The organism is Desulfovibrio sp. ZJ200, assembly GCF_011039095.1.
Taxonomy (GTDB): domain Bacteria; phylum Desulfobacterota; class Desulfovibrionia; order Desulfovibrionales; family Desulfovibrionaceae; genus Desulfovibrio.
Window position 1 is genome coordinate 15,744 of record NZ_JAAKEH010000030.1, and the last position, 24,191, is coordinate 39,934.

General features: G+C 66.1%; 31 protein-coding genes. 29 read left to right on the plus strand and 2 right to left on the minus strand.

Features of this window, described 5'->3' with window-relative positions; genetic code table 11:
• From G7Y52_RS09605 to G7Y52_RS09640, 8 genes are all read left to right on the plus strand, one after another.
• Positions 1-201 (plus strand): helix-turn-helix domain-containing protein, encoded by a 201-nt coding sequence (locus G7Y52_RS09605; RefSeq protein WP_241159691.1) that lies wholly within the window; start codon positions 1-3, stop codon positions 199-201.
• A 73-nt stretch (positions 202-274) separates the two neighbouring features.
• Positions 275-463, plus strand: coding sequence for a type II toxin-antitoxin system HicA family toxin (locus G7Y52_RS09610; protein WP_165071006.1), 189 nt, complete (start codon positions 275-277; stop codon positions 461-463).
• 47 nt (positions 464-510) lie between these two features.
• Positions 511-948: a type II toxin-antitoxin system HicB family antitoxin gene (locus G7Y52_RS09615; protein ID WP_165071018.1), complete on the plus strand. Its 438-nt coding sequence runs from the start codon at positions 511-513 to the stop codon at positions 946-948.
• A 135-nt stretch (positions 949-1,083) separates the two neighbouring features.
• On the plus strand, positions 1,084-1,329 hold the full coding sequence (locus G7Y52_RS09620) for a hypothetical protein (protein WP_165071021.1): 246 nt from the start codon (positions 1,084-1,086) through the stop codon (positions 1,327-1,329).
• 124 nt (positions 1,330-1,453) lie between these two features.
• Positions 1,454-3,004, plus strand: a complete 1,551-nt coding sequence (locus tag G7Y52_RS09625) for a phage portal protein (RefSeq protein ID WP_165071024.1) — start codon at positions 1,454-1,456, stop codon at positions 3,002-3,004.
• Positions 2,997-4,172, plus strand: coding sequence for a S49 family peptidase (locus G7Y52_RS09630; protein WP_165071028.1), 1,176 nt, complete (start codon positions 2,997-2,999; stop codon positions 4,170-4,172). The genes G7Y52_RS09625 and G7Y52_RS09630 overlap by 8 nt, the downstream gene beginning before the upstream one ends.
• Positions 4,173-4,182: 10 nt before the next feature.
• Positions 4,183-4,527 carry a head decoration protein gene (locus G7Y52_RS09635; RefSeq protein WP_165071032.1) on the plus strand — a complete coding sequence of 115 codons (345 nt, stop codon included), beginning with the start codon at positions 4,183-4,185 and terminating at the stop codon, positions 4,525-4,527.
• Positions 4,528-4,536: 9 nt separating this feature from the next.
• Complete coding sequence (locus G7Y52_RS09640; RefSeq protein ID WP_165071036.1) at positions 4,537-5,550, plus strand: major capsid protein; 1,014 nt, start codon at positions 4,537-4,539, stop codon at positions 5,548-5,550.
• Positions 5,551-5,560: 10 nt separating this feature from the next.
• On the opposite strand, the gene G7Y52_RS14980 is transcribed toward G7Y52_RS09640, so the two are convergent.
• Entirely contained in the window at positions 5,561-5,740 is a 180-nt protein-coding gene (locus G7Y52_RS14980) for a hypothetical protein (protein ID WP_206215253.1), read from the minus strand.
• Between G7Y52_RS14980 and G7Y52_RS09645 the strand changes: the two genes are divergently transcribed.
• From G7Y52_RS09645 to G7Y52_RS09690, 10 genes are all read left to right on the plus strand, one after another.
• On the plus strand, positions 5,739-6,047 hold the full coding sequence (locus G7Y52_RS09645) for a hypothetical protein (protein WP_165071039.1): 309 nt from the start codon (positions 5,739-5,741) through the stop codon (positions 6,045-6,047). The genes G7Y52_RS14980 and G7Y52_RS09645 overlap by 2 nt on opposite strands.
• Positions 6,040-6,666 carry a putative peptidoglycan-binding domain-containing protein gene (locus G7Y52_RS09650; protein ID WP_165071043.1) on the plus strand — a complete coding sequence of 209 codons (627 nt, stop codon included), beginning with the start codon at positions 6,040-6,042 and terminating at the stop codon, positions 6,664-6,666. The genes G7Y52_RS09645 and G7Y52_RS09650 overlap by 8 nt, the downstream gene beginning before the upstream one ends.
• Complete coding sequence (locus G7Y52_RS09655; protein WP_165071047.1) at positions 6,666-7,202, plus strand: hypothetical protein; 537 nt, start codon at positions 6,666-6,668, stop codon at positions 7,200-7,202. The genes G7Y52_RS09650 and G7Y52_RS09655 overlap by 1 nt, the downstream gene beginning before the upstream one ends.
• Positions 7,203-7,330: 128 nt before the next feature.
• Positions 7,331-7,627 carry a hypothetical protein gene (locus tag G7Y52_RS09660; protein WP_165071050.1) on the plus strand — a complete coding sequence of 99 codons (297 nt, stop codon included), beginning with the start codon at positions 7,331-7,333 and terminating at the stop codon, positions 7,625-7,627.
• On the plus strand, positions 7,594-7,938 hold the full coding sequence (locus tag G7Y52_RS09665; protein WP_165071053.1) for a hypothetical protein: 345 nt from the start codon (positions 7,594-7,596) through the stop codon (positions 7,936-7,938). Before G7Y52_RS09660 ends, G7Y52_RS09665 begins: the two co-directional genes overlap by 34 nt.
• An 11-nt stretch (positions 7,939-7,949) precedes the next feature.
• Complete coding sequence (locus G7Y52_RS09670; protein ID WP_165071056.1) at positions 7,950-8,543, plus strand: hypothetical protein; 594 nt, start codon at positions 7,950-7,952, stop codon at positions 8,541-8,543.
• Positions 8,540-9,028 carry a hypothetical protein gene (locus G7Y52_RS09675; protein ID WP_165071058.1) on the plus strand — a complete coding sequence of 163 codons (489 nt, stop codon included), beginning with the start codon at positions 8,540-8,542 and terminating at the stop codon, positions 9,026-9,028. Before G7Y52_RS09670 ends, G7Y52_RS09675 begins: the two co-directional genes overlap by 4 nt.
• A gap of 157 nt (positions 9,029-9,185) precedes the next feature.
• Entirely contained in the window at positions 9,186-10,466 is a 1,281-nt protein-coding gene (locus G7Y52_RS09680; protein WP_165071061.1) for a phage tail sheath protein, read from the plus strand.
• A gap of 9 nt (positions 10,467-10,475) precedes the next feature.
• Positions 10,476-11,015 carry a phage major tail tube protein gene (locus tag G7Y52_RS09685; RefSeq protein WP_165071063.1) on the plus strand — a complete coding sequence of 180 codons (540 nt, stop codon included), beginning with the start codon at positions 10,476-10,478 and terminating at the stop codon, positions 11,013-11,015.
• An 11-nt stretch (positions 11,016-11,026) separates the two neighbouring features.
• Positions 11,027-11,326 (plus strand): phage tail assembly protein, encoded by a 300-nt coding sequence (locus G7Y52_RS09690; protein ID WP_165071065.1) that lies wholly within the window; start codon positions 11,027-11,029, stop codon positions 11,324-11,326.
• A 92-nt stretch (positions 11,327-11,418) separates the two neighbouring features.
• On the opposite strand, the gene G7Y52_RS09695 is transcribed toward G7Y52_RS09690, so the two are convergent.
• Complete coding sequence (locus G7Y52_RS09695) at positions 11,419-11,598, minus strand: hypothetical protein (protein WP_165071068.1); 180 nt, start codon at positions 11,596-11,598, stop codon at positions 11,419-11,421.
• A 23-nt stretch (positions 11,599-11,621) separates the two neighbouring features.
• Between G7Y52_RS09695 and G7Y52_RS09700 the strand changes: the two genes are divergently transcribed.
• From G7Y52_RS09700 to G7Y52_RS09750, 11 genes are all read left to right on the plus strand, one after another.
• Complete coding sequence (locus G7Y52_RS09700; RefSeq protein ID WP_165071070.1) at positions 11,622-13,952, plus strand: phage tail tape measure protein; 2,331 nt, start codon at positions 11,622-11,624, stop codon at positions 13,950-13,952.
• Positions 13,945-14,151, plus strand: a complete 207-nt coding sequence (locus tag G7Y52_RS09705) for a tail protein X (RefSeq protein WP_165071073.1) — start codon at positions 13,945-13,947, stop codon at positions 14,149-14,151. The genes G7Y52_RS09700 and G7Y52_RS09705 overlap by 8 nt, the downstream gene beginning before the upstream one ends.
• Positions 14,139-15,197 carry a contractile injection system protein, VgrG/Pvc8 family gene (locus G7Y52_RS09710; protein WP_165071075.1) on the plus strand — a complete coding sequence of 353 codons (1,059 nt, stop codon included), beginning with the start codon at positions 14,139-14,141 and terminating at the stop codon, positions 15,195-15,197. Before G7Y52_RS09705 ends, G7Y52_RS09710 begins: the two co-directional genes overlap by 13 nt.
• Positions 15,198-15,207: 10 nt before the next feature.
• The gene (locus G7Y52_RS09715) at positions 15,208-15,897 is read left to right on the plus strand and encodes a phage baseplate assembly protein V (protein ID WP_165071077.1); all 690 of its coding nucleotides are present in this window, start codon (positions 15,208-15,210) and stop codon (positions 15,895-15,897) included.
• 88 nt (positions 15,898-15,985) lie between these two features.
• Positions 15,986-16,483: a phage tail protein gene (locus tag G7Y52_RS09720; RefSeq protein ID WP_206215254.1), complete on the plus strand. Its 498-nt coding sequence runs from the start codon at positions 15,986-15,988 to the stop codon at positions 16,481-16,483.
• Positions 16,483-16,815, plus strand: coding sequence for a GPW/gp25 family protein (locus G7Y52_RS09725; RefSeq protein WP_165071081.1), 333 nt, complete (start codon positions 16,483-16,485; stop codon positions 16,813-16,815). Before G7Y52_RS09720 ends, G7Y52_RS09725 begins: the two co-directional genes overlap by 1 nt.
• Positions 16,812-17,918, plus strand: coding sequence for a baseplate J/gp47 family protein (locus G7Y52_RS09730; RefSeq protein ID WP_165071083.1), 1,107 nt, complete (start codon positions 16,812-16,814; stop codon positions 17,916-17,918). Before G7Y52_RS09725 ends, G7Y52_RS09730 begins: the two co-directional genes overlap by 4 nt.
• A 118-nt stretch (positions 17,919-18,036) precedes the next feature.
• The gene (locus G7Y52_RS09735) at positions 18,037-19,629 is read left to right on the plus strand and encodes a phage tail protein (protein ID WP_165071086.1); all 1,593 of its coding nucleotides are present in this window, start codon (positions 18,037-18,039) and stop codon (positions 19,627-19,629) included.
• A 132-nt stretch (positions 19,630-19,761) separates the two neighbouring features.
• A complete protein-coding gene (locus G7Y52_RS09740) occupies positions 19,762-20,295 on the plus strand; it encodes a hypothetical protein (RefSeq protein ID WP_165071088.1) in 534 nt (177 codons plus the stop codon).
• A gap of 195 nt (positions 20,296-20,490) precedes the next feature.
• On the plus strand, positions 20,491-23,679 hold the full coding sequence (locus tag G7Y52_RS09745; protein ID WP_165071091.1) for a DUF4815 domain-containing protein: 3,189 nt from the start codon (positions 20,491-20,493) through the stop codon (positions 23,677-23,679).
• 58 nt (positions 23,680-23,737) lie between these two features.
• A partial coding sequence (locus G7Y52_RS09750) for a hypothetical protein (protein ID WP_165071093.1) occupies positions 23,738-24,191 on the plus strand: 454 nt, incomplete at its 3' end.

Genomic DNA, 24,191 nt, shown 5'->3' on the forward strand with positions numbered 1-24,191 from the left:
GTGAAAAACGACAAATTGCTTAACTGGGCGCAGGTCTGCGCCTTGCTGGGGTGCAGGCGCAGTTACTTTTATGTCCTAATCAACTCCGGCCAGCTGCCTCATGTCCGGGTCGGCAGCACGCGGGGCATCAGAGTGCTGGAGTCGGACGTCCGGGTCTTTATACATGCCCGCAGCACAGGAAGAGAAGAGAAAGGCCACTAGAAACTATATAAAAACTATATAAAAATCTTGACACTATACATTTTTTATATAGAATATTCCTCAGGAGACAACAATGGACAGCCGCACCATCATCAGGATGCTCAAAAAAGACGGATGGTATCTGGTCAATGTGGAAGGCAGTCACCATCATTTTTGCCATCCTGAGAAAAAAGGAAAGGTTACTGTGGCCCATCCTAAAAAAGACTTCTGCATTGAGACGCTGAAGCGGATGGAACAGCAAAGCGGCTTGAAGCTCCGATAATATTCAATCGGGGGAGAGGGTTCTCTTCCCCATTCGTGGGAGAGCATATGCCTATTTATTTTGCGCAGTTTCTCCCGGCCAAGGACAGACCCGGCGCGTACTGCGTCGACTTCCCGGATTTGCCGGGCTGCTTTACTGACGGCGACTCCTTGTCCCAGGCGTTGTCCAATGCCCGCGAGTGTCTGACGGGATATTTGAAGGCGTGCGGGAAAGAGGGCGAGGATATTCCCGCGCCGTCCTCGGCCGCGGAAGTTCAGCGTAAGGCCGAGGCCGGCTGCCGGGAGTTGGAGATCGATATCCCGGAAGGCACCTTCTATCAGGCCGTGGAGGCGGGCGCGTTGGACGAGAAACCCATCCAGGTGTCTGTTTCCATGCTGCCGTCTCTTGTCAATTCTATCGACCGTAAGGCCAAAGAGGAAGGCATGACCCGCTCCGGCCTGCTGGCTGCGGCGGCCAAGGAGTATGTCAGCCGCCAACATGCCTGACGGCGCGGCAAGGCATTCCCCATCCCCGGCACGGTTTTCCCGGTCGGGGATTTTTTTTGCTGAAAACGCATTTTTCGTCCACTACGTCCACTACGTCCACGACAGCCGCCCCCGCGCGGTGCTATCCCGGTGGGCATGGCATCCTCCATCTGGACCCGTGCAGAGCTCGATGAGCAGATCACGCTGTACAAGCGCGCCCTGAAAGCGTGCGCGTCCGGCGCGTCCTACACCATCGGCTCCCGCTCCCTCACCCGCCAGGACTTGCCGCGCATCCGCGAGCACCTCGCCTACCTTGCCGGCGAGCTGGCAGCCCTTGACCACGGACGCGGGCCTGTCCTGGTGCAGGCCCGCGTCCCCCACCACAAAAGGGGGCGGCGATGACGCCCTCTTCCGTAAAGCCGACGGCAGCCGCGAGCGGTAGTGAGCAGATACCGCAGGCGGCGCACGCGGTCGGGCTGTGCCCGCCGCGTATGCTTGCGCCGCTGGAGCGGGGGAGGGCGCGGTCATGAGCCAGACCGCCATCCACCAGGGCCACCCGGTTCCGTCGGCCTCTCTCGAATCCGGGGCCTTTCGCGGCTCCCTGAAAAACTACCTGCCTCCCCGGGTGCGCGGCCGCGATCAGGCGGCCTTTGAGCGCGATCTGACCATGACCCGGGTGGAAGATCTCTACGGCAACGACGGTATTGCCAAGTCCGGCGTCAACTCCATCGCCACCAACGTCATCGGCACCGGCCTCACGCCGCAGAGCGTGATCCCGGCCAAACGCCTTGGTCTGGAGCAGAGCGCGGTCAAGGATGTGCAGGATCAGATGGAATGGCTGTGGGCGGAGTGGTGCGGGCAGGCCCACTACCGCGAGCAGCTTGGCTTTGAGGATTTGCAGATGCTCGGTCTGCGCTCCCTGATCCGCGCCGGAGAGATGATCCACCTGCCTGTCATGGACGAGCGCCCCGGCTGCCGCTTTGCCTTGCGCATTCAGGACATTCGGCCCTCCCGACTGCGCACGCCGTGGGACAAACAGTTTGAACCTCTGCTGCATGACGGCGTGGAAGTCAGCGCCACAGGCGTGCCTGTGGCCTACTGGATCGCATCTCCCGCGCCCTCCGTGACCATGCTGGACGACAGCATGTACACCAGCGGCGAGTTCCGGCGCATTCCGGCACGCATCGGGCACAGGCGCAGCCTGTTTCATGTTTTTCGACCGGAAAGCGAGGAACAGTTCCGGGGCGCGAGTTGCCTTTCCCCGGCGGTCAAGTTCTTCCGCCACCTCAATGACTCCATTGACTATGAGCTGATGGGCCAAGTGCTGGCGGCCTCGTTTCCGGTGTTTATCGGGTTGGAAAACGGGCCGCAGGCGCTGCCCGGCTATGTGCAGGAGGAAGCCGAAGGGGAGGGAGAAGAGAAACGATATTACCAGGATATCCCGCCCGGCGGCATCATGTACGGCAACAAGGGCGAAAAGCCGGAAGTGCTGGAGAGCAAGCGGCCCGGCAGCAACTTTCTCAACTTCTGCGAGCTGGTGCTGCGCATTCTGGCGTCCTCTCTGGAGATTCCCTACGAGGTGCTGACCAAGGATTTTTCCAAGACCACCTATTCCAGCGCCCGCGCGGCCCTGCTGGAAGCCTGGCGGGTCTATGAGGTTTACCGCTCCTTTTTCGTGCGCCATTACTGCCAGCCCCTCTGGATGATGGTGCAGGAGGAAGCCTGGCTGCGCGGCTACCTGACCCTGCCGGAGGGCGCTCCCGATTTTTATGCGGCCCTGCCGTACTGGTGCAATACGCGTTGGATCGGCCCGGCGCGCGGCTACATCGATCCCACCAAGGAGACCGCCGCCAACATCGCGGCCATCGAAGCGGGCCTCATGTCCCGCTCCGAGGCCATTGCCGAACGCGGCGGGGACTTCGACGAAATTGCGGAACAACTGGCCCGGGAACAGGAGCGGTACAAGGAACTCGGCATTTCCGTGGCGCAAAGCTCCGTTTCCGTTCGCCTGCACTCCGGCAACGACGAGGAAACGGACGATGCTCAAACCACAGTATCCGGGGCCGACAATGACTGATTTTGAACATCTCTGGGCCATGCAACCGGAGGCGTTCGCGGCCTTCATGTGCTCCGCCGGGGAGGATTCTCTGCAGAGCCGCTCCCTTCCGGACAGCGAACCGGACGACCAGCCGCCCTATGAGCTTGTCAACGGTGTGGCCGTCATCCCGGTGGAAGGCGTGATCATGCGGCGCTCTTTTTTCTCTACCGGGCTGAAAGATATCTCGGCGGCTCTGGACGCCGCGCTGGCGGCTCCGGACGTTCGCGCCGTCCTCTTTTCCATCCACAGTCCCGGCGGTCAGGCCCGGGGCGTCAAAGAGGTGGCCGACGCCATTTTCGCGGCGAGGCGCGTGAAACCCTGCGCGGCCTGGGTGGACGGCCTGTGCGCGTCGGCGGCCTACTGGCTGGCCTCGGCCACGGGCGCGGTCTACGCCGGGCCTTCGGCGGAAGTGGGCAGCATCGGCGTCATCCTGCGCCACATGGATAAATCCGGCTGGAACAAGGAAATGGGCCTTGCCTTCACCTATGTGACCGCTGGTTCCTACAAGGCGGTCGGCCACCCGGACGCGGCCCTTTCCGAGCGCGACATGGGCGTGCTGCAGGCACGGGTGGACGCCATCTACGAGATGTTCTGCGGCGATGTGGCGCAACGCATGGGCCTGGCCCCGGACAACCGGGCCGCCTGGGCGGACGGACGGGATTTTCTGGCGGGCGAGGCGGAAGCCCTCGGCCTGATCACGGCCATTGTGCCATCCCGGGCCGAGGTCATCAAACAACTTCTCAAGGAGACGCACATGGACAAAGACGAACTGGCTCGGAGCCATCCCGACCTGCTGGCCGCCATCCAGCGGGAAGCGGCGGAAGCCGCGCTGAAAGAGCGCGACAAAAGCGAGGCGCAACAGGCAGCGCAGGCCACGGCCTCCGCTCTGGCCCTGATGGAAACGGTCTGCGGCAAGGAAACGGCGGACAAAGTCCGGGCGCTCATGGAAACAGGCGTCACGCCCGAGCAGCTCAGGGCGGCGGCCCGGGTTCTGGGCGACGCGGGAGCGTCACGGCAGCCCTCCGGCGATCCCAAAGCGGATATGCTGGAAGCCATCAAACAGGCCACGCCCGCTCCGGTGAGTGACGGCTCCGGCGCTTCGCAGGACGAAACCGCCGCCCTGATCCAGCGCATCGGCAGCATGTAGGAGTCAGGTTATGCACCATATCGAATCGTATCAGCGCCCGGCCTTTCTGAAAGACCATCCCCCGATCCTGGTCCGCATGATCCTGGCCAGCACCGGCAGCGAGGAAGTGTATCTTGCCGGCACCGTGCTGGGTCGTGATGCCGAAGGCAAGCTTGCTCCCTGGACGGCGTCCAGCGCCGGGGTCGAAGGCATCCTGGTCGAGGACGTGACGGTCCCGGCCAGCGGCGGGGCCACAGCGGACGTGTACGTGCACGCCAGTGTGGTGGCCCAGGAGCTGATTTTCGCGGACGGCGTTTCGGCCGCCGACGAGCAAACCGCCCTGGCGGCTCTGCGCGCCAAGGGCATTTTCGCATAGGAGTCACGCATGGATTTGAGCTATTTCACCCCGCGCGTGCTCACCGGGGTGATCAATCTGCGGCCGGTGAAACACGATCTGTTCACCCGTTTTTTCCGTCCCCTGGATCCCAAGCCGGTGGACGTGCTGGAGTTGCAAACCTCGCTGCGCGGGGCCTCCATTCTGCCGGCCATCACCAATTACGCGGCCGGCACCATGCGCAAGGGCGAGGTTCTGAGCGTGGATTACGTCAAGGCTCCCCGCTTCCGGCCCAAGCGCGCGTTCCGGGCGGCGGATCTGCTGAAAACGCAGAAAGGCTTCAGCCCGTATGATCCGCGTGTTAATCCCGTGGAACGGGCCATTGCCGAGGACATGGACGCCAATCGGGACGACATCGACCGCATGGTGGAAATCATGTGCGCCCAGGCGGCGGTGGACGGCCGGATTGATCTTTACGACATGATCGAAGGCCAGGTGGTCAAAAACTACACCGTGGACTTCAAGCGGCCCGCTTCCCATGTGGTGGCCCTGACCGGCGAGGCGCTCTGGAGCAACCCGGCTTCCGACCTGGCAGGTATGATGGAAACCTGGAATCTGCTGATCCAGGAAGACACCAGCGGCCATTCGGCCACAGACCTCATCCTGGGCAAGAACGCCTGGACCGCGTTCCGGCGGCATCCGGACGTCAAGGACAGCCTGGACAACCGGCGCATCGACATCGGGCAGCTCTCCCCCCGGGTGGGGGCCAAGCTCAAGGGGCAGTGGAACGGACTGAACATCTGGACGCACAACGCCACCTATAACGACCTTGAGGGCAATACCAAATACTACCTGGAGCCGGACTACGCCCTGCTGCTGGCCGGCAGCGCCGAGTCGGTCATTGAGTTCGGCCAGCCTGTGGACGTCAAGTGCGAAGGCCCGGCCAAGATTTTCGCCAAGCAGTTCGAGCAGGAAGACCCCTCCGGCGTCTTTACTATCGCCGAATCCCGTCCCCTGCCCATGACCCGGCATTGCGGCTGGACCGTCAAAATCAAGGCCGTTTAGAGCGTTTTGCTCATGAAATTAGCAAAACGCTCTGGCATGGCAAAGCCATGCCCGCCGCGAGCGTCAGCCGTTGGCGGCTGTGCCGCCTTACGGATGACGACAGCAGAGATAGGCGCAGGCGAAATTTACTTTCGCCGTGAAGCGCCGGAGCGAGCGTTTCAAAAACAATATTCTCTAGGAGGCGCAGCATGGCACGCTCCAAGACCATAACAGTGCTGCTCCGTTGCAGTCTGGAAGACGGCAAAATGCGGCGCGAACCCGGCGAACGCGCGGTTCTGCCCGCGGCCGAAGCCCGCTCCCTGGCAGACTCCGGGCTGGCAGAACTGCTTGAGACGCCCCGCAACGGCAGGGAGAAAACGCCGCCTGCGGGAGAGGAGACCGGCACGGACAGTCTCAGCGAGAATGCGGGCGAGGAAAACGGCGCGGCCCCGGACGAGCAGCCGGACAACGGGAACGAGGGGGACGCGGGGAACGAAGGAGATGAAAGCCATGGCTGATTTTCTCATCGCTTACGCTCCGCTCAAAGACTTTGAAGGCGGCTGGTGCGACGTGTCGGGCGACGCCGGCGGCGAAACCTATGCCGGCATCGCCAGGAATTTTTTCCCGTCCTGGGAAGGCTGGGCCGTGATCGACGCGGCCAAATCCCACAGCAGCTACAGCCGGGGCGCGCTGGCCTTTTCCCGGCATCTGGCCGCGCTGCCGGGCCTCGCGGACATGGTCCGCAACTGGTACCGCGTGGAGTGGTGGGAGCGCATGGGCCTGGCCGCCTTCAGCCAGTCCGTGGCCGACGAGCTGTTTGAACAGGCGGTCAACCTGGGGCGCGGCGGCGCGGGCAAGCTGCTCCAGCGCCTGTGCAACGCCATGAACTTCGACAAGCGCAGCGGCGCCGCCCTGTTTGCCGATCTTGTGGTGGACGGCGCGGTGGGGCCGAAAACCCTGGCCGCCCTGGCCAGGGTGCTGGATCGGCGCGCCAGCGACGAGGCCGTGGTACATGCCCTCAACTGCCTGCAAGGGGCGCACTATATCAACATTGCGGCCGCCAACGCCGCCCGGCGCAAATTCGTGGACGGCTGGATGCGCCGCACGCACTGCCAACCGGCAGAGGGGGCGGCCTGATGGCCGGGTGGAAGGACATTGTCGGCACGGTGGCCCCGGCCCTGGCCACAGCTCTGGGCGGGCCGCTGGCCGGACTGGGCGTGGCGGCCATCGGCAAGGCTCTGGGCCTGGGCGACGGCGCCGGCGAAGAGGATGTGGCGCAGGCCGTTCTGCGGGCCACGCCCGAGCAACTGGTGGCGGTGAAGCGGGCCGAGATGGATTTCACGGCCAAAATGAAAGAATTGGACGTGGATCTGGCCCGGATTGCCGTGGCCGACCGCCAGAGCGCGCGGCGGCGGGAATCCGCCACCGGCGATTCCTGGACCCCGCGCCTGTTGGCCGCAGTGGCCCTGGGCGGGTTTGTGGCCTGCATCTGGATGGTGTTCCACTCGCGCCTGACCGGCATGGACGCGGCGCAGATCGCGCTCATCGGCGGGGTGGTGGGCTATGCCTCGGCCAAGGCGGACACGGTCATCGCCTACTATTTCGGTTCCTCCAAGGGCTCGGACGACGCCAGCCGTATGCTGTACAAATCAACGCCCAACCCCGGGGACTGAGCCGTGAACCACTGCCCTGGGCGACGCAGTCGCGCGGCGTGCCGCGCTGATAGCGAAGTGCGGGCGCGGACGGAACCCGCTTCCGGCCGCATGAACGCCCGCACAACGCGGGGAAGGAAGGCCGGGCCATGACAATGGAAATCCTGCTGGGGATCAATTCCCTGCTGATGCTGTTCGGCCTGTTCTGCGCCCGGGAATGGTGGAAGGGGCACAAGACGCAACATGAGCAGCTCGCCAAGGCCATCGAAAAGCTGGCGGAAATCTACGCCTCCAAGGCGGCCGTATTCCGGGCGCACAAGCGTCTGGACGCCCTGGAGGAGAGCAGCGCGGATCATGCGGAGCGCATCGTCCGCCTGGAAACCGAACTGGAACTGACAGGATGGAGTCGCGCATGTCCTTCCAAGACGACGTCCGAGACGAAGTGAGTTCGGTGTTCCTCAATCCCGATGAGTTCGGGGAAGAGATCAACTTCGACGGCCAGCCGGTGACGGCGATCATCGACGATGGCCACGGCTCCCGCGCCACCGGGGCGAGCGGCGGCTTCAGCGACGCGGGCAGCCTGGGCGTGGCGGAACACGTCCGGACCATCTACCTGGCCGACAGCCTGCGGGAGCGGCCCGTGCCGGAGCAGCAGGTGGATATCGGCGGCGAGTCCTGGGTGGTGGAACCGGAGGATAACGCCGTGCGCGTGGAAGCGGGAATGCTGATCCTCCGGGTCAGCCGGGCCTATGCGTGAGGGAGAGAGGCATGGAGATCCAGATCGACACCCGGGACTTCGATCGCGTGCTGCGGCCCCTGGCCGGCATGGCGGGCGAAGTGGACAAGGCCATCCGGGCCGCGCTCAAGCGCACCGGCGCCAACATGGGCACCAACATCGCCCGGCAGATCAAGGAGCACAGCTTCCTCAAGTCCGGCGATATCCGGCAGGCCCTGTCCAAGCCGCTGCTGACCGGCACCGCCGGCTCGCTCCGGGTGGAGGAGCGCGTGGCCAGCCGACAGCTGGCCTTGGACCGTTTCCGTCTGGTGCCCCGTCGGGTGACTGCCCGCAAACGGATGCGCAGCATCCACTGGCCGCGGGCCGGGTACCAGATCGGCCCGGGCGAGCCGGTACGCTACCCGGACGGCGGCAACGGGCTGTCCAAGGCGTTCGTGACCAGGCTGAACGGGCGTCTGTTCCTGATGCAGCGCCGGGGCCGCACGCTGGAGCGGATGTTCGGCTACAGCGTGCAATATTTCGCCGCCTTTGACGCGACTTCCGCGTTCGTGATGCGCGCGGCCCGGACCATGTTCGAGCAACGCCTGCGGCATGAAGTGCAGCACCGTCTGGAGAAGCTGAAATGAACAGCTTTTTGCTCATGACCGCCCTGCGGGATCGTCTCGCGCCCGCGCTGGCTGACCTGCCGCTGCCCACACGCTCCCGGCGGGAACGGCCGCGCCCCGGCGAAGTCCTGTTGCGCCCGGCCCGCGTCCTGGTGGGCTCCCTGCCGCCGAAAGGCGGGGAGCACGCCGAGTACGACGCGCCCCTGGTGCTGATTCAGGCCATGTCCGGCCACGACGGGGACGACGGCTTTGCCAGGGTGGTGCTGGCCCTGCGCCTGGTGGTCTGGAACGAGGAAGCGGAAGGCGCGGAAAACGATCTGCACAATCTGCTGGCCCTGGTGCGCCGACATGCCATGTCCTGCCGGCGGCAGGCCCTGGACGGCCGTTACATCCTGACGGCAAACGAGCGGGGAGAATTCACGCCCTGGGTCCGCCCGGACGAGCAGGCCCCGCCCTTTGCCGAGGCCTATGCGCTGACCCACTGGACCATGCAAGGGAATGAATAGAGCGTTTTGCTCATGAAATGAGCTGAACGCTCTGGCGACAGCGTTAGCTGGCGCCCGCGCCGAATGAGCGTCCAGACCGCGCTCTGGACGCGAAATGATGGCAGCGAAGTGATTGAAAATGGATATTTTCAATCAAAAAATTCTCTAGGAGTTCAACATGTCATATCGTCACGGCGTTTACATCGAAGAAAAGGCCACCGGCCTGGTCACCCCGGTGGAGGTGAATTCCGCGCTGCCGGTCATCGTGGGCACGGCCCCGGTCCACAATCTGGCCGAAGGCGTATCCCGGCCCGTCAACGAGCCGAAGCTCATCTACAGCCTGCCCGAGTTTGTGCAGCAGTTCGGCGCGCCCGGAGCGGACGAGCCCGCGTCCGACTTTACCCTGTACGAGGCGGCGGAATTGTATTTCGGCCGCTACAAGGCGGCTCCCATCGTGGCCGTCAACGTCTTCGACCCCGCCCGGCATACCAAGCCGGCCGCCGACGCAGCGGGGGAAGACGAGGGAACAGTGCCCGACGTCCGCCAGGTCACGTCCGCCGACATCATCGGCGGTGTGAACGCGGACAGCCTGCAACGCTCCGGCCTGGCGCTGGTGGAAGAGATTTTCCCGCGCTTCCGCCTGACGCCCGGCCAGATTCTGGCGCCGGGCTTTTCCGGCGACCCGGCCGTGGCCCTGGCCATTGGCGCGGCCTGCAAGGACATCTGCGGCCATTTCCGGGCCACGGGCATCATCGACGTGCCCGACGAGGTGCGGAAATACACCGAAGTCCCGGCCTGGCTCAACGACAACAACCTCACGGACGCCGACCTGCTGTGCATGTTCGGCAGCCCCGTCTACAACGGCGCCGTGGAACGCGGCTCCAGCCACCTGGCCGGGGTCGTCGCGCGTCGCGACGCGGAAAACGAGGGCATCCCGTTCTGGAGCCCGTCCAACAAGCGCCTCCAGTGCGAGGGCCTGGCGCACGCCGGGCGCGAGTTGCATCTCACGCCCACGGAAGCCGCCTTTTTGAACGGCAACGGCATCGTCACGGCGCTCAATATGGTGGGCGGCCTGGTGGCCTGGGGCGATCAGACCACGGCCTATCCCGGCGTCACGGACGTCAAGGACAGCTCGATCCCCATCCGGCGCATGTTCTCCTGGGTGGGCAACACCCTGGTGCTCACCTGCTGGCAGTATGTGTCCAATCCGTTGCGCCGCCGCATGATCGAAACCGTGCAGGACACGTTCAACGTCTGGCTCAACGGCCTGACCGGCCGGGAGTTCCTGCTGGGCGGCCGGGTGACCTTTGAGGAAGTCGACAACCCCTCCGGCGATCTGATGGGCGGCAAGGTCCGCTGGCACGTCTATCTGACCCCGCCGCAGGCCGCGCGCGAGCTGATGTTCATCCTTGAGTACGATCCCGCCTATCTGTCCACCCTTTACGGCCTGGCGGCCTAGGAGCGTGATATGTCCCAAGCTTTACCCGTCACCAACCCCATCCCGTCCGTGCTGACCAACGCCAAGGTCTACCGGGACGGCGTGGATCAGCTGGGCATCGGCACGGTGGAAATGCCCGACTTTGAATACCTGACTGAATCCCTCGCCGGCCTGGGCATCGCCGGCGAGCTGGACGTGCCCGTGGCCGGGCATTTCAAAAGTCTGGCCCTGAAAATCAAATGGAACGTGCCCACCCCCAACGGCGCGGCTCTGCTGCAAACGGCCGGGCACCATCTGGAAGTGCGCGGTTCCATCCAGGAGCTGGACGCGGGCTCCGGCAGCTTCGTCAACAAGCCGGTCAAGGTGGTGACCAGGGCCATGCCCAGGAAGTCCGGCATCGGCAAATTCGAGCCCGGCAAAAAGATGGAACCCGAGACCGAGCTGGAGCTGTACTACATCAAAATGTGGATGAACGGCCAGGAGCTGGTGGAAGTGGACAAGCTGAATTTTGTCTTCAACCTCAACGGCGTGGACATGCTGGCCGACATCCGCGCCAATCTCGGCATGTAAAGGAGAACATCATGAGCAAGCCCAGAACCGCCACCATCAAACTGGATTACCCCGTGCAGCTGGCCGACCGCGAGCTGACCGAAGTGACCATGCACCGCCCCAGCATGGGAGAGATTATCGACAATCCCGTGCGGGACGCCCTGGACATGGCCGGGGAACTGAAGCTGTACGCGGTGCTGTGCGGACTGCCGGAGGAGGATCTGCGGCTGCTGGATTCCGAGGATTACGCCCGGGTGCAGCAGCAGTACCTGACCTTTCGGGGCATCACCCCCGGCAGGCGAACTGCGGCGTCAGGCGCTGCTGCTCAATAAACTGACCGGCTGGGGGCTGGGCGAGCTGCTCTCCCTGACCTGGGACGAGCTGTGCGAGTGGACGGAAGAGGCCCTGCGCCTGCAAGCGGAGATCAACGAGGCTGTCGCCCGGGCGCGCGGATGAGACCGGCCCGGGCGGCCAGCCGGCACAGGGCGGATCCCAGCGCGGCCGCAACCCCGAGGGCGGCGCCGAGCAGCGGGCCGCAGTAGAACAGGGCAACCAGGCCGATGAGGCCGCAGGCGATGATGTGGGCTGTCAGGGTCATAAGCATGAACGGTCACTCCGGAGCGAGACATGAATAGCACGTTCGGCGTCGGTTTTGCCGTGGGCGCGACGCTGTCTCCTACTGTTGCCAATGTTTTTAGCACAGTGGAGCACAAAATCAAATCCAGCGCGCAGCGCGTGGAGGCTTTGACCGCGAAAACCAAGGCCCTGGCCAGGGCGCAGGCCCTGCGGGCCGACGTCGCGGCCACCCAGCGTCTGTACGCCGCGAGCGGCGGCCAGGATCCGCTGATCCGCGAAACCCTGAACACGCAACTGGCCGCCTACCAGAAAGCGCGGGCCGAGGCCGCCCGCTACGGCGTGGCCGTGGCCGATTACGGCCGCGCGCACACCCGGGCGCAGGCCCAGCTGGAACGCACCCGCTACCGGCTGGAGGCGCTGAGCAAGGCCCAGGCGGCCGAGGCCCGGCGCAAGGAATTGCGCGGCGGCATGATGGAAGCCGCGGTTCCTGCCATGGCCGTGGCCGCGCCGATCAAAATGGCCATGGGCTTCGAGACCGCCATGGCCGACGTGCGCAAGGTCACGAATTTCGACGCGGCCGGGCTCAAGTCCTTTGGCAATGAACTGCTCGACATGAGCACGCGCATCCCCATGACCGCCGAGGGCCTGACCCAAATCGCGGCCGCGGCCGGCCAGGCGGGCATTGCCCAGAACGAGCTGCTGGCCTTCACCGAGGACGCCGCGGTCATGGCCACGGCGTTCGACATGAGCGCCGAGGATGCCGGTTCGGCCATGACCGGCATGCGCACCAACTTCAAGCTCACCCAGGACGAGGTGCGCCTGCTGGGCGATTCCATCAATCACCTGTCCAACCGCTACGACGCCAAGGCGAGCGAACTGGTCAACTTCGTAAGCCGGGTGGGCGGCACGGCGGCCACGTTCAGGATGACCGGCCAGGAAGTGGCCGCCCTGGGCACGGTGTTCCGGGCCACCAAGGTGGATACGGAAAGCGCGGCCACGGCGGCCAACGCCATGTTCGTGCGTCTGGGCAACGCGGGCAAGCTGCCCAGGGAGGCGCAGGAAGCCCTGGCCGGGCTGGGCATCAGCGCCCAGGGCATGGCCGAGGCCATGCAGAAGGATGCCCAGGGCGCCATGCTGCAATTCCTGCGCCAGGTCAAGGCCTCCAGGAATCCGCTGGCCGCCCTGTCCGCCGTGTTCGGCACGGAACATGCGCCCAAGATCGTCAAGCTGGTGGGCTCCCTGGATCTGTACGAGAAGGCCCTGAAGGACGTTGCGGACAAAGGCGAGTACGCGGGCTCGCAGCAGGACGAGTTCAACAACGTCACCGATACGGCCTCGGCACGCCTGCGGCTGGCCACCAACGCGGCGGGCAAGGCCGCCATTGAGCTGGGCACGGCCCTGCTTCCGGCCGTCTCCTCCATTCTGGAAACCGTGACGCCATACATCAGCGCCATCGGCACCTTCGCCAGCGAGCACGAAACCCTGACCACCGTGGCCGTCGGCGCGGTGGCCGGGTTCACGGCCCTGCGCGTGGCGGGCATGGGCGCGTCCTACATGGTGTCCGGCGTAAGCGGCAGTTTCCACATGGCCCGGGCCGCGCTGAGTTTTCTTATTCCCGGCCTGCGGGCCACGGCTGCGGCGGAAGGAGCCGTGGCCGCGGCCTCCAACGCCGGTCGAATGGTCACGTTGCGCGCCGGGATGGCCTGGGTGGGGCACAAAGCCGCGCTGCTGGGCGGGGCCATCGCCAGCAAGGCTGCGGCGGCCGGACAGTGGCTGCTCAACAGCGCGTTCCTGGCCTGTCCCCTGACCTGGATCGTGCTGGCCGTGGGCGCGTTCATCGGGGCCATGGTCAGTCTGTACAAAACCTGCGAGCCGGTGCGGGCGGCGTTCGACGCGGTGTTCGGCTTCATCGGGGACAAAATGTCCTGGGCCATGGACAAGCTGCGCGCCGTGGGCGAATGGCTGGGCATCGTGGATGAGGCCGACGAAAAGGCGGACGCCAAACTGGCCGAAGCCAAGGCGGCCCAAGGCAATGCGGCCACCGCCGCAGTGGCTGGCGGCGACACGGCCGCCATCCCGGCCATGCCGGATTTGGGCAGGCTGCCCGCCGCGCCCGAAGCGCCCAGGGGGGCCATGCCCGACCAGGCCACGCTGGCCAGTCTGTCCGGTCCGGGCGACGGCAGGCTGCCCGTCATGCCGGAGGCCTCCGGCATGACGGGCCCGGGCGGCGGGCTGACGGTGAACATCCCCGTCACACTTTCCGGCATCACCGACGCCGGCTTCGCCAGGCGTCTGCTGGAAGCCCTCCGCGCCCACAAGGGCGACTTTGAAAAGCTGATTTCGGAGATCGTCCACGATCAGGAGCGCCTGGCCTATGAGTAAGACCTACCGCACTATCCAGGGCGACGCCTGGGACAGCGTGGCCTTCCGCCTGTGGGGCCGGGAACGCCTGGCGCATCATCTCATGGCCGCCAATCCCGAGCACCTGGACGTGGTCATCTTTCCGGCCGGCGTGGAGCTGGCCGTGCCGGACATGGTTGCAGAACCCGAAACTCCGGAGCTGCCGCCATGGATGGCGTAGCCAATTCCTTGAGCGAGAGCAGCATCAATACCCGCCGGGTGAAGCTGTCCGTGAGCATCGGCGGGCACGACGCCACCAGCGCCCTTGAGCCCTCCCTGCTGGAGTTCCGGTTCAGCGATCATGCCGGGGGCAAGGCCGACGAGATCCGGCTGACCCTGCATGACCGGGAGGGCACGTGGAACGGCCCCTGGCGGCTGTCCAAGGGCAAGGCCGTCACGGCCCGGATCACGGCTCTGGACTGGGAGGAACCCGGCCGGCACCTGACCTTGCCCTGCGGCACGTTCAGGGTGGACGAACTGGAATTCTCCGGGCCTCCGGACAAAGTCACCCTGAAGGCCGTGACCTCGGCGCTGACCTCAGGGCTGCGCGACACGGCCAAGACCCGCGCATGGGAGAATTTTTCCCTGCAGGGCCTGGCCGGGCAGATCGCGTCCGAGAACGGGCTGACCCTGATGTACGACGGGCCGGAGTACGCCTTCGTCCGCCAGGATCAGCGCGAGGAGTCGGATCTGGGCTTCGTGCAGCGCCTGGCCAAAGAGCGGGGCATGAACTGCAAGGTGCATGACGGCCGCCTGGTGCTGTTCGACGGCGCCGGGGCTGACGCCCGGCCCGCCGGCATCACCATCGTCAAAAGGGGCGGCCTGTACTCCCCGACATCCTACAGCTTCAAGGAATCGTCCTCCAAAACCGATTACAGCAAGGCCGAGGTGGCCTATACCGACCCGGCCGCCGGCACAACGCATACGGCGGAAGTGACTGTGCCGGAAGGGCCGTCCGACAAGAAAACCCTGCAACTCAACACCCGGGTGGAGTCCGTGGCCGAAGCCATGCGCCTGGGCACGTCCGGGCTGCGGGAGGCCAACAAGGGCAGGGAAAAGGCAAGCCTGGAATTCATGGGCAACCCGGCCGTGGTGGCGGGCGTCGTGCTGGATCTGTCCGGCTTCGGCCGGTTCGACGGCCGCTGGTTCGTGGAAAAGGCGGAACATAAGATCGGCGGCAAGGGCTACACCACGGCCGTCGAAATCCGCAAGGCTCTGACGTACTGAGGGGGCGGCCATGTTTGATTATGCGACATTGGAACGGCGGGTGGCGGCTCTGGAAGCGAACCGCGGGGCCTCCCTGCGCTTCGGCAGAGTGGTGGGCGTGGAGGGCGGCAGCGCCAGGGTGCGGCTGGACGACGGCCAGGGCATGGTCAGCGCGCCCTTGCCCACGCTCCAGCGCCGGGTACTGAAGGATCAGGAGATCAAACTGCCGGACGACAACGAGCCCGTGGCCGTGCTGTTCTCCGGCCAGGGCCTGGAGGCCGGCGTCGTGCTGGGGGCCTGCTATTCGCCCTCGGCGCCGGACCCGCAACAGGCCCGCCAGATGGACTATTGCCGCTTTGTTGACGGCACAGTGATTTTTTACGACCGGGCGGCCCACAAACTTTACGCCTCAGTGGAAGGCGACGCCGAGATCAAAACCAGGGGCACGATTACGGCCCGGGCGGAAAAGGACATCCTGGCCGAATCCGCCACCAGCATCACGCTGCGGGCTCCCACGATCACCCTGGCCGGGCTGCTGCGGGTCACGGACAAGGACGGCAACGCCGGCTCCGGCGATTTGCTGGGGAGCTACCGCATCCTGCACGGCGGCCTGGACGTGCCGGACGCCGACGTGACCGCCGGCAACGTGTCCGTGCGCGGGCACATCCACAAGGGCGTCCAGTCCGGCAACGGCACCACGCAGGAGCCGGTGGGAGGATAGCGCCGCCAGGGAACCGAGAGCAGATTACCTTTGACTTTTTATGGAAGTCAAAGGTGGCATTCAGGCGAAAAACGCGGTTTTCGCCTGAATGTACGCCGCGTTGCGGCGGCGCAGGGCGAGCGCAGGCGCAACCGAGCTTGCGCCAGGCGAGAGCCCCACCCACGCAGGACGCGTGGGTGGGCGCAATGGAGAAAAGATGCGCATCGGCAGTCTGGGCGACATCGTCTTTGAGGTGAGCGCCTTCGGCGGGCGCACGGTCACCCCGGCCTCGCTGACGCGGGAACGCAAGGCGCGTTTCGAGGAACATCAGGTGCTGGGCGATCTGCCGCGTCTGGAGTTCCTGGCGCCGGAGCTGGCCACTGTCTCCCTGTCCATCCACCTGCGGGCGGACATGGGCGTGGATCCCGTCAGGGAGGCCGGCCGCATCGAGGCCCTGTGCGTGGAGGGCAAGGCCCATCAGCTGATTCTGGGCGGCTGGAATTTCGGCATGTATGTCCTGGAGTCCGTCAGCCAGGTGGTCCGGCATAGCGTAAAGGATAAAATTTTCAGCGTGAACCTGAAGTTGTCCTTGAAGGAGTACAAGTGATGCCCACTCTGCAAATCTCCGATGCCCCCCGGCCCCTGGTTATCGGCGCGCGGGGCCTGGCCGCCATTGAGCAGAACATGCGCATCATCGTGCGCACTCTGGCCTACAGCGTGCCCCTGGACCGCGGCTTCGCCCATATGGGCAGCTTCATCGACGCGCCCACGCCCTGCGAGGCCGCCCGCCGCGTTGCCGAGCTGATCCATGCGCTTGAAGCCCGCGAACCCCGTGTCCGGGTGCTGCGCGTCAGCCTGGAGCCGGATCCCCGGGGCAATATGGAAGGCCGCCTGTATCCCCGCATCGTCTACGAGCTGCGCGACGGAGTGCAACTATGAGCGGGATCTTTTTCGCGGATCTGGATCCGGCCAAGGTGGAAGCCAACGTGCTGACCACCTACGAAAATATTGCGCAGACCACGCTCTATCCCGGCGATCCGGTGCGTCTGTTTCTGGAGTCGCTGGCCTACCTCATCGCCCTGCAGAACAACGCCATCAATCTGGCCGGGCGGCAGAATCTGCTGGCCTTTGCCGAGCAGGCCCACCTGGACGAAATCGGAAAAATGGTGGGCACGCCGCGGCTGACCAAGTCCCGCGCCAGGCTGACGCAACGCTTCGACCTGGACGAGCCGCAAGCGTTCGCCGTGGTGGTGCCCGCCGGCACGCGGGTGACCACGGCCGACGCCCGGCGGGTGTTCGCCACGGACGCCGACCTGATCATCCCCAGCGGCGCGACGTGCGGAGACATCACGGCCACGGCCGGGGAACACGGCGCGGCGCTCAACGGCCTGCTTCCCGGCCAGGTCAACAGGCTCATCGATCCTCTCCCCTATGTGCAGAGCACCAGCAACGTCACGGCGTCCGCGGCCGGCGCTGATGTGGAGGATGATGCCCGCTACCGCGAGCGCATCCAGGAAGCTCCGGAGGCATTCACCTGCGCCGGCCCTGTGGGCTCCTACCGCGCTCTGGCCAGGGCGGTGCATCAGGACATTGCCGAGGTGGCGGTCTGGAGCCCGCAGCCGGGCAGGGTGGACGTGCGGCCGGTCATGCAGGGCGGGGAGCTGCCGTCGGAAGAGCTGCTGGAGGCCCTGCGGCGCACGCTCTCAGCCGAGGACGTGCGGCCCCTGACCGACACGGTGACCGTGGCCGCGCCGGAGCTGGTGCCGTTTGAGATCCGGGCGAGCTGGTCCCTGGCCAGAGGCGATTCGGCCCTGGCCGGCAGCAAGAAGGCCGCGGTGGAGGCCGCGGTGGAACGCTACCGCCTTTGGCAGCGCGGCGCGCCGGGGCGGGACATCAACCCGACCCGGCTGATCAGCCTCATGCAGCAGGCCGGCGCCCGGCGCGTGACAGTGGAGGCCCCGGAATATGCCGTGCTGGAGCCGCGCCAGCTGGCCCGCGAAAGCTCCGTCACCATCACTTTTCTGGGAGTGGAGGATGAGTGAATGTCCCTCTGACGCGAAAGCGGCAGCCGCCGCAACGCGGCGCAGCCGTGCCCGTTCGAGCGCAGCGAGTTACGGGCATCGAGAGCAGAGCGCAGGCGGCGGGGGGAGGTAGTGGAAGATGAGTAGCCGATTGCAGGATCTCGATTTTCCGGCCCTGCTGCCAGGCAGCATCGCGGAAGATCCGGCCCTGCGCGCGGCGGCGACCAGCCTGAATGCCACGCTGCGCGCAACGGCCCTGGCCATCCCCAACCTGCTGATCTACGCCCGCCTGGCCGGTCGGGAGCCTGCCGCCCTGCTGCCGCCCCTGGCCAGACTCGCCCGGGCGCGGGGCGGCCTCAAGCCCCTGTCCCTGGAGGAGGTGGAGCAACTCGCCTGGCAATTCCATGTGGATTTTCGCGAAACCGCGACCACCCGCGAGCAGCTTGCGGCAATGGTCCGCAACGCCATCCCCTGGCATCGCATCAAGGGCACGCCCGCATCCATCAAGGCCGCCCTGGCCCTGTTCGGCTATGGGGTGGCGTCGCCGCCAGGGACGGCGGCGGGCCGCACAGCGGGAGCGCAGCGAAAACCGCGCTTTTCGCAAGCGACAGCGAGTGCCCCGCAGGACGCGGGGCCGAGCGGCATCATTATAGAAGAGGACGGAACAGGCCGGTGGTGGGCCACATATCAGCTCGGTCTGCCGCAGATTGCCGATACCGCCACAGTGCGGCATATCGTGCGTATCTGCAACGAGATGGCCCCGGCGCGCTGCCGTTTGTGGCGCATCTACACCGACGTCTTTGACCGGCGGCCCATCATTCTTTCCCAGGGTCCGGCCCTGGGCGACGGCTGGCTGACCTTTTATTCCGGCGCGCCCGTGCCCGTGGACCCGGACAATCCCGACAGCGAGGGCGTGCTCGTGTCCTTCGGGGTGCGCCATGCCTCTCAATCCGCGCCCTACAGCTCCGGCGACGTGTGCGGCAGCTTCGGGGCGACCACATGGTACGGCTTTCTGGCTCCGTACCTGGATCGCTTTGTGGTGGGGCGCTCGCGGCTCTCGGCCCTGTATCCGCGCAACCACGGCTTTGCCCTGGGCAGTCTGTTTTCCATTCTCTGGGCCGAGCGGGCCACCACGGGCCGCCGCTGGCGCGGGGAATGGGACGCCCGGCGCTGGCTGGATTACACGGGCTTTGATCGCCAACTGCCGCCATGGCGCATGGAGCGCCGCGCCATTTCCCGCGCGCAGCTCGTGCCCGGCTGGGGCGAGGTTGTGAGCGATCACAACGCGCGCCTGGGCGCGACCTTTGCGGCAGTCATCGACAATCCGCCGCGTCTCGGGGCGTTCGCGCTGTCCGGGCATGATACGCAACGGCGTGTGTTGCGCCTGCATGAGATGTTCATCCACGCCAGCGGCTGGCAGACGCCCGCCGTGTCGCCCGCGCCCCGGCCGCCTCTGGCCGGAGCGGCCCGGCTCTCCGTGACCTGTCCTGTCCCGAATCCCGCGCGCGCCTCCCAGGCCCGGCAGGATACGGCGGCGCTGCGCATGGACGCCCGCCAGGCCCCGGCTCCGCGCGAGGCCGGGCATTCCTGGCTCCCACTCCTGGCGCAGTCTCTGGACCCGGCCCTTGCGCCGCCCGCCGGGGTCGCCGCATACCGCGCCCCGCAGTGGCTGGGCGCATGGGTGGAGCCGGGCCGCACCTGGCGCGCGGAAACGCTTTTGTCGGTCCAGTAAAGAAAAGGAGTTACCTATGGCACTCGCAACATTGACCCATATTGGCAGAGCCGCCGCGGCAGCCGTTGCCGCGCAGCGGCCTACGGATGGCGACAGCAGAAGCAACATCAACCGCGCATTGGGGGATTAGCTATGGCTCTCGCAACACTCACTCATAGCGGCAGAGCAGCTATCGCCAAGGCCATTTCCCTGCGGCCCCTGCATCTGGCCTGGGGCACGGGCGATCCGGCCTGGGATGCGCCCGACGCGGTTTTGCCGTCCCTGGTGGAGTCCACGCGTCTGGTCAACGAGGTGGGCCGCCGCACGCCGTCCAGCATCGGCTTTGTGACCCCGGACGAGGCGGGCGGCATCATCATCCCGGTATCGGCCGGGGCCGAAGGCGCGGTGCAGGAGGCGCGCTACCGGCTGGCCACCGACGGGCAGCCCACGCCCTTTCTTTACGTTCAGGTTCATTACAACTACGCGGACGCCTCCAATGTGGTGATCCGCGAGATGGGCCTGTTTATGGATAGCGAGTTTGCGGACGGCCTGCCTGAAGGGCAACGCTATTTCCTTCCGGCGGAAATCACAAATCCGGGCCTGCTGCTGGCCGCGCAGATCATTTTGCCGCCCATCAACCGCAGCCCCAGTGTGCGGCAGACTGTGGAATTTGTCCTGCCCGTGTAACGGCGTGATTTTGCCCGCTGGCTGCGTCAGGCTTCGTTTTTTGCTCCGGTCATGGACCGCAAAAGTCCACTCCCTTCGCAAAAAACTCGCCTTCCTTGCCAGCGAACAAACTTACGCCGTTCCAAAAATCTTTTTTACGTGTTTCAGGGGTGGGGGTTCCTCCCCCGTGCCTCTGCCCAAACAAGCGAGGTGAGCATGTCCACTATGCCCGACAACTACTACGACAATTTTGACGCATCCAAAAATTACGAAAAGCTTTTGTTTCGCGACGGCTACACCTTGCAGGGCGCGGAGCTGAACGAGGCGCAGTCCGCGTCCCTGGCCCGGCTGAGGGGCGTGGCCGACGCCCTGTTCAAGGACGGGGACATCATCAGCGACGCCAGCATCATTGTGGACAAGAGCACGGGCAAGGTGCGGGCCGGCGCGGGTTCCATCTACCTGCGGGGCGCGGTGCGCAACGTGGCCGTGGCCGAGTTTGTCGTGCCCACCCAGGGCAGCGTGGCTGTGGGCGTGCGCCTGCATGAAAGCGTGATCTCCGAGCTGAACGACCCGGCGCTGTACAATCCGGCCATCGGCAGCCGGGGCGAGGGCGAGCCGGGCGCGTGGCGCTTGCGCGTGGACGCGGCCTGGGGCTGGGACGGCGACAACGGGGACGGGGAGTTCTACCCGGTCTATGCCGTGGACGACGGCGAGCTGCGGGCAAAAGAAGCCCCGCCCACCCTGGACAGCTTCACCCGGGGCATTGCCCGCTATGACAGGGACAGCACCGGCGGCGGCTCCTATGTGGTCAGCGGCCTCACGGTGCGGGACGCCGGGGATGCGGACGGCCATCAGGTTTTCACCGTGGCCGAAGGTCGCGCCCGCGTCAACGGCTACGGCGTGGATCTGCCCACCAGCCGCCGCCTGACCTACCCGGCAACGCCCGATTTGCGCGTCATTGACACTGAAGTGCATATTGCCGACAGCGCCAGCATGACTGAGGGCGGCCAGCGCCTTACCCTGGCTCATCCGCCGTTGTGGCGGGTGACCGGGCTGCGCATCACCACCCGCAAAACCGTGAGCCTGACCCACGGCTCCTATTCCGGCTGTGCCGACGCGCTGCCCGACACGGCCGTGGTCAGCCTTGTGGAGTGCCGCCAGGGCGAGACGGTCTATGCCCAGGGCGCGGACTACAAAAAGAACGGAGACAAGATCGACTGGTTGCCGTCCGGAGCCGAACCGGCCACGGGCAGCACCTACAGCGCCACCTATGATTGCGTGGTCAGCGCCGAAGCTCTGGCCCCGGACGCGGACGGCTTCAGCGTGGAGGGCGCGGTGCCCGGCTCCAACATTTTGATCAGCTACGAGCAGGCCCTGCCCCGGCTGGATCGGCTGGCGCTCACGGCCGAGGGCCAATTCCAGTGGATTCAGGGCGTGGCTTCGGAGGTGAACGCCCGCGCCCCGGAAGTGCCGCCGTCCCTGCTGCCTCTGGCTACCGTGGCGCAGACCTGGCGGGATATATCCGAGAGCGGGGGCAGGCGTGTGCTGAATGACGGGGTGCGCGTGGTGCCGTTCAGCGAGACGGAAGCCATCAACCGCCGCATTGAGTACATCCTGCGGGAAGTTTCGCGCCAGCGTCTGGAGGCGGATGTCTTCACCCGCGAGTCCGGGGCGCGCGCGGGCCTGTTCGTGGACCCGCTGTTGAATGACGACATGCGCGATCAGGGCCTGGAGCAGACCGCCGCCATCATCCCGCAGGACGGCGGCGGCGTGCTGACCCTGCCGGTGGCGGCCACGGCCACGGCCCTGTCCACGGACATGGCTGCGGACAGGGCCGCGCCCCTCACCATGCCCTGGACGCCCCGGGTGCTGCTCTCCCAGCCCCTGCGCACCGGCTCCATGCGCGTGAATCCCTATCAGGCTTTTGACCCGCTCCCGGCCACAGTGACCCTGAGCCCGGCCCTGGACCGCTGGACCGAGACGGAGACCAGGTGGACCAGCCCCGTGACCCGGCGCTTTGAGCGGTGGACGTCCAGCGGGCGAGGGGGGGTGTCCACCAGTTCCGGCACGCAGAATATGGGCAGCAACACCACGGCCCTGGAATATCTGCGCCAGATCGACGTGGCCTATGCCATAGAAGGCTTCGGAGCCGGGGAGCAGTTGGATTCCGCCAGTTTCGACGGCATTCCCCTTTCCGTCAGCGGCACGGCGGACGCCGAGGGCAGGCTCTCCGGCACGTTCCGAATCCCGGCCAAAGTGTCAGCCGGAGCCAAGACGGTCACGTTCAGGGGCAAGGGCGGCAGCCGGGCCTCAGCGGTCTTTGTGGGCCAGGGCGAGCTCACGGTCACCACCCTGCGGCAGGTCAACACCATCACCACGGTCTGGGTCGATCCCCTGGCCCAGACCTTTGTGCCGGATCGCAACGTGCAGCTCGGCGGCTGCGACCTCTGGTTCACGGCCTGCGGCGGCGACGCCCGCCTGCAAATCCGCGAGGTCCAGAACGGCGTGCCCACCCGCGCCATATTGGCCGAAGCCCGCATCCCCCGCGCCGCCGTGGCGCTCGACGGCAACCCCACCCGCGTGCTGCTGGACGCGCCGCTCTCCCTGTCCGCCAATATGGAATATGCCGTGGTGGTGCTCTGCGACGACGCCGAGACGGCCCTGGGCGTGGCCGAGCTCTCCCGGTTCGATGCACAGGCCCAAACCTGGGTCACGTCCCAGCCCTATCAGGTGGGCGCGCTGCTCTCGTCCTCCAACGGCTCCACCTGGACGGTCCATCAGGAAAAAGACCTCACCTTCCGCCTGCTGGAAGCGGTCTACAACCCCGTATCCGTCACGGCGGATTTGGGCGCGGCCACGCTGAGCGGAGCCACGGATCTCATGCTCCTGGCCCTGGCCGAAACGCCCACGGCCCGGACCCGCGTGGAATACGAGCTGACCCTGCCGGACGGCGAATCGCTGACCGTGGCCGCCGGGCAGCCCCTGCGCCTGGGCGCGGCCATCAGCGGCGCGGTCAGGGTCACGGCGCGCCTGGCCGGGGAAGAGACGGCCGGCCCCGTGCTCTGGCCGGGCACCCAGCTTGTCGGCGGCGCTGTGGCGCAAAACGCGGACTACTACAGCCGGAGCATCCCGGCCACAGGGGCCACCCGGGCCGTGCTGGTCTACGACGCCCTGATCCCCTCGGGCGCCACCGTGACCCCCATGCTCCAGATGGACGGCGGGGAGTGGCTGGGCCCGGACGCTCTGGTTTTGGACGGCGCCACGCAGCAGGGCGACGGCCTGGTGGAATACCGCTTCAGAAGCGAGCTGAGCAACGTCAACGAGATCAAAATCAGGCTCAGCCTGACCGGCGCCAGCGCGGCCCGGCCCCAGGTGCGCAATATCCGCCTCATGGCGGTTGTGTAGCGCGGCCTTTTGCCAGGCGGACAAAATCCATCGCTCTGCAAGAAAAGGAGGATGTATCATGCCCGATGAAAAAACCCCGCATCTCAATCTGCCCCTGCCGCACGCCGATAACCTTCTGGAAGAGGACGTGCTGCGCCTGCGCGAGGCCCTGGCGCTCGTGGACGGCAGCGCGGCGCAAACAGCCGCCGACCTGGCCGCGCAGCGCGAAACGTCCGCCGCGCAACGGGCGGCCCTGGCCGGCGTGCAGGCGCGCGCCGCTGAGCTGGAAACGTGGGCTTCAGCCCAGGAACAGGCGCAGGCCGCCACGGCAGCGGCCCTCACGGCCCACGAGGCGGCCGAAAACCCGCACCATATCCCCCCGGCCACGACGGACAGGCCGGGCATTGTGCGCGTGGGCCAGGGCATCGGCGTTGACGAAAATGGCGCCATCTCCATCAATCCTTGGGACATTTTTCCCTTGCGTGTACCCATCGCAGTGGACGGGGTACGGTTCGGTGGTTCAGACGGTCGTC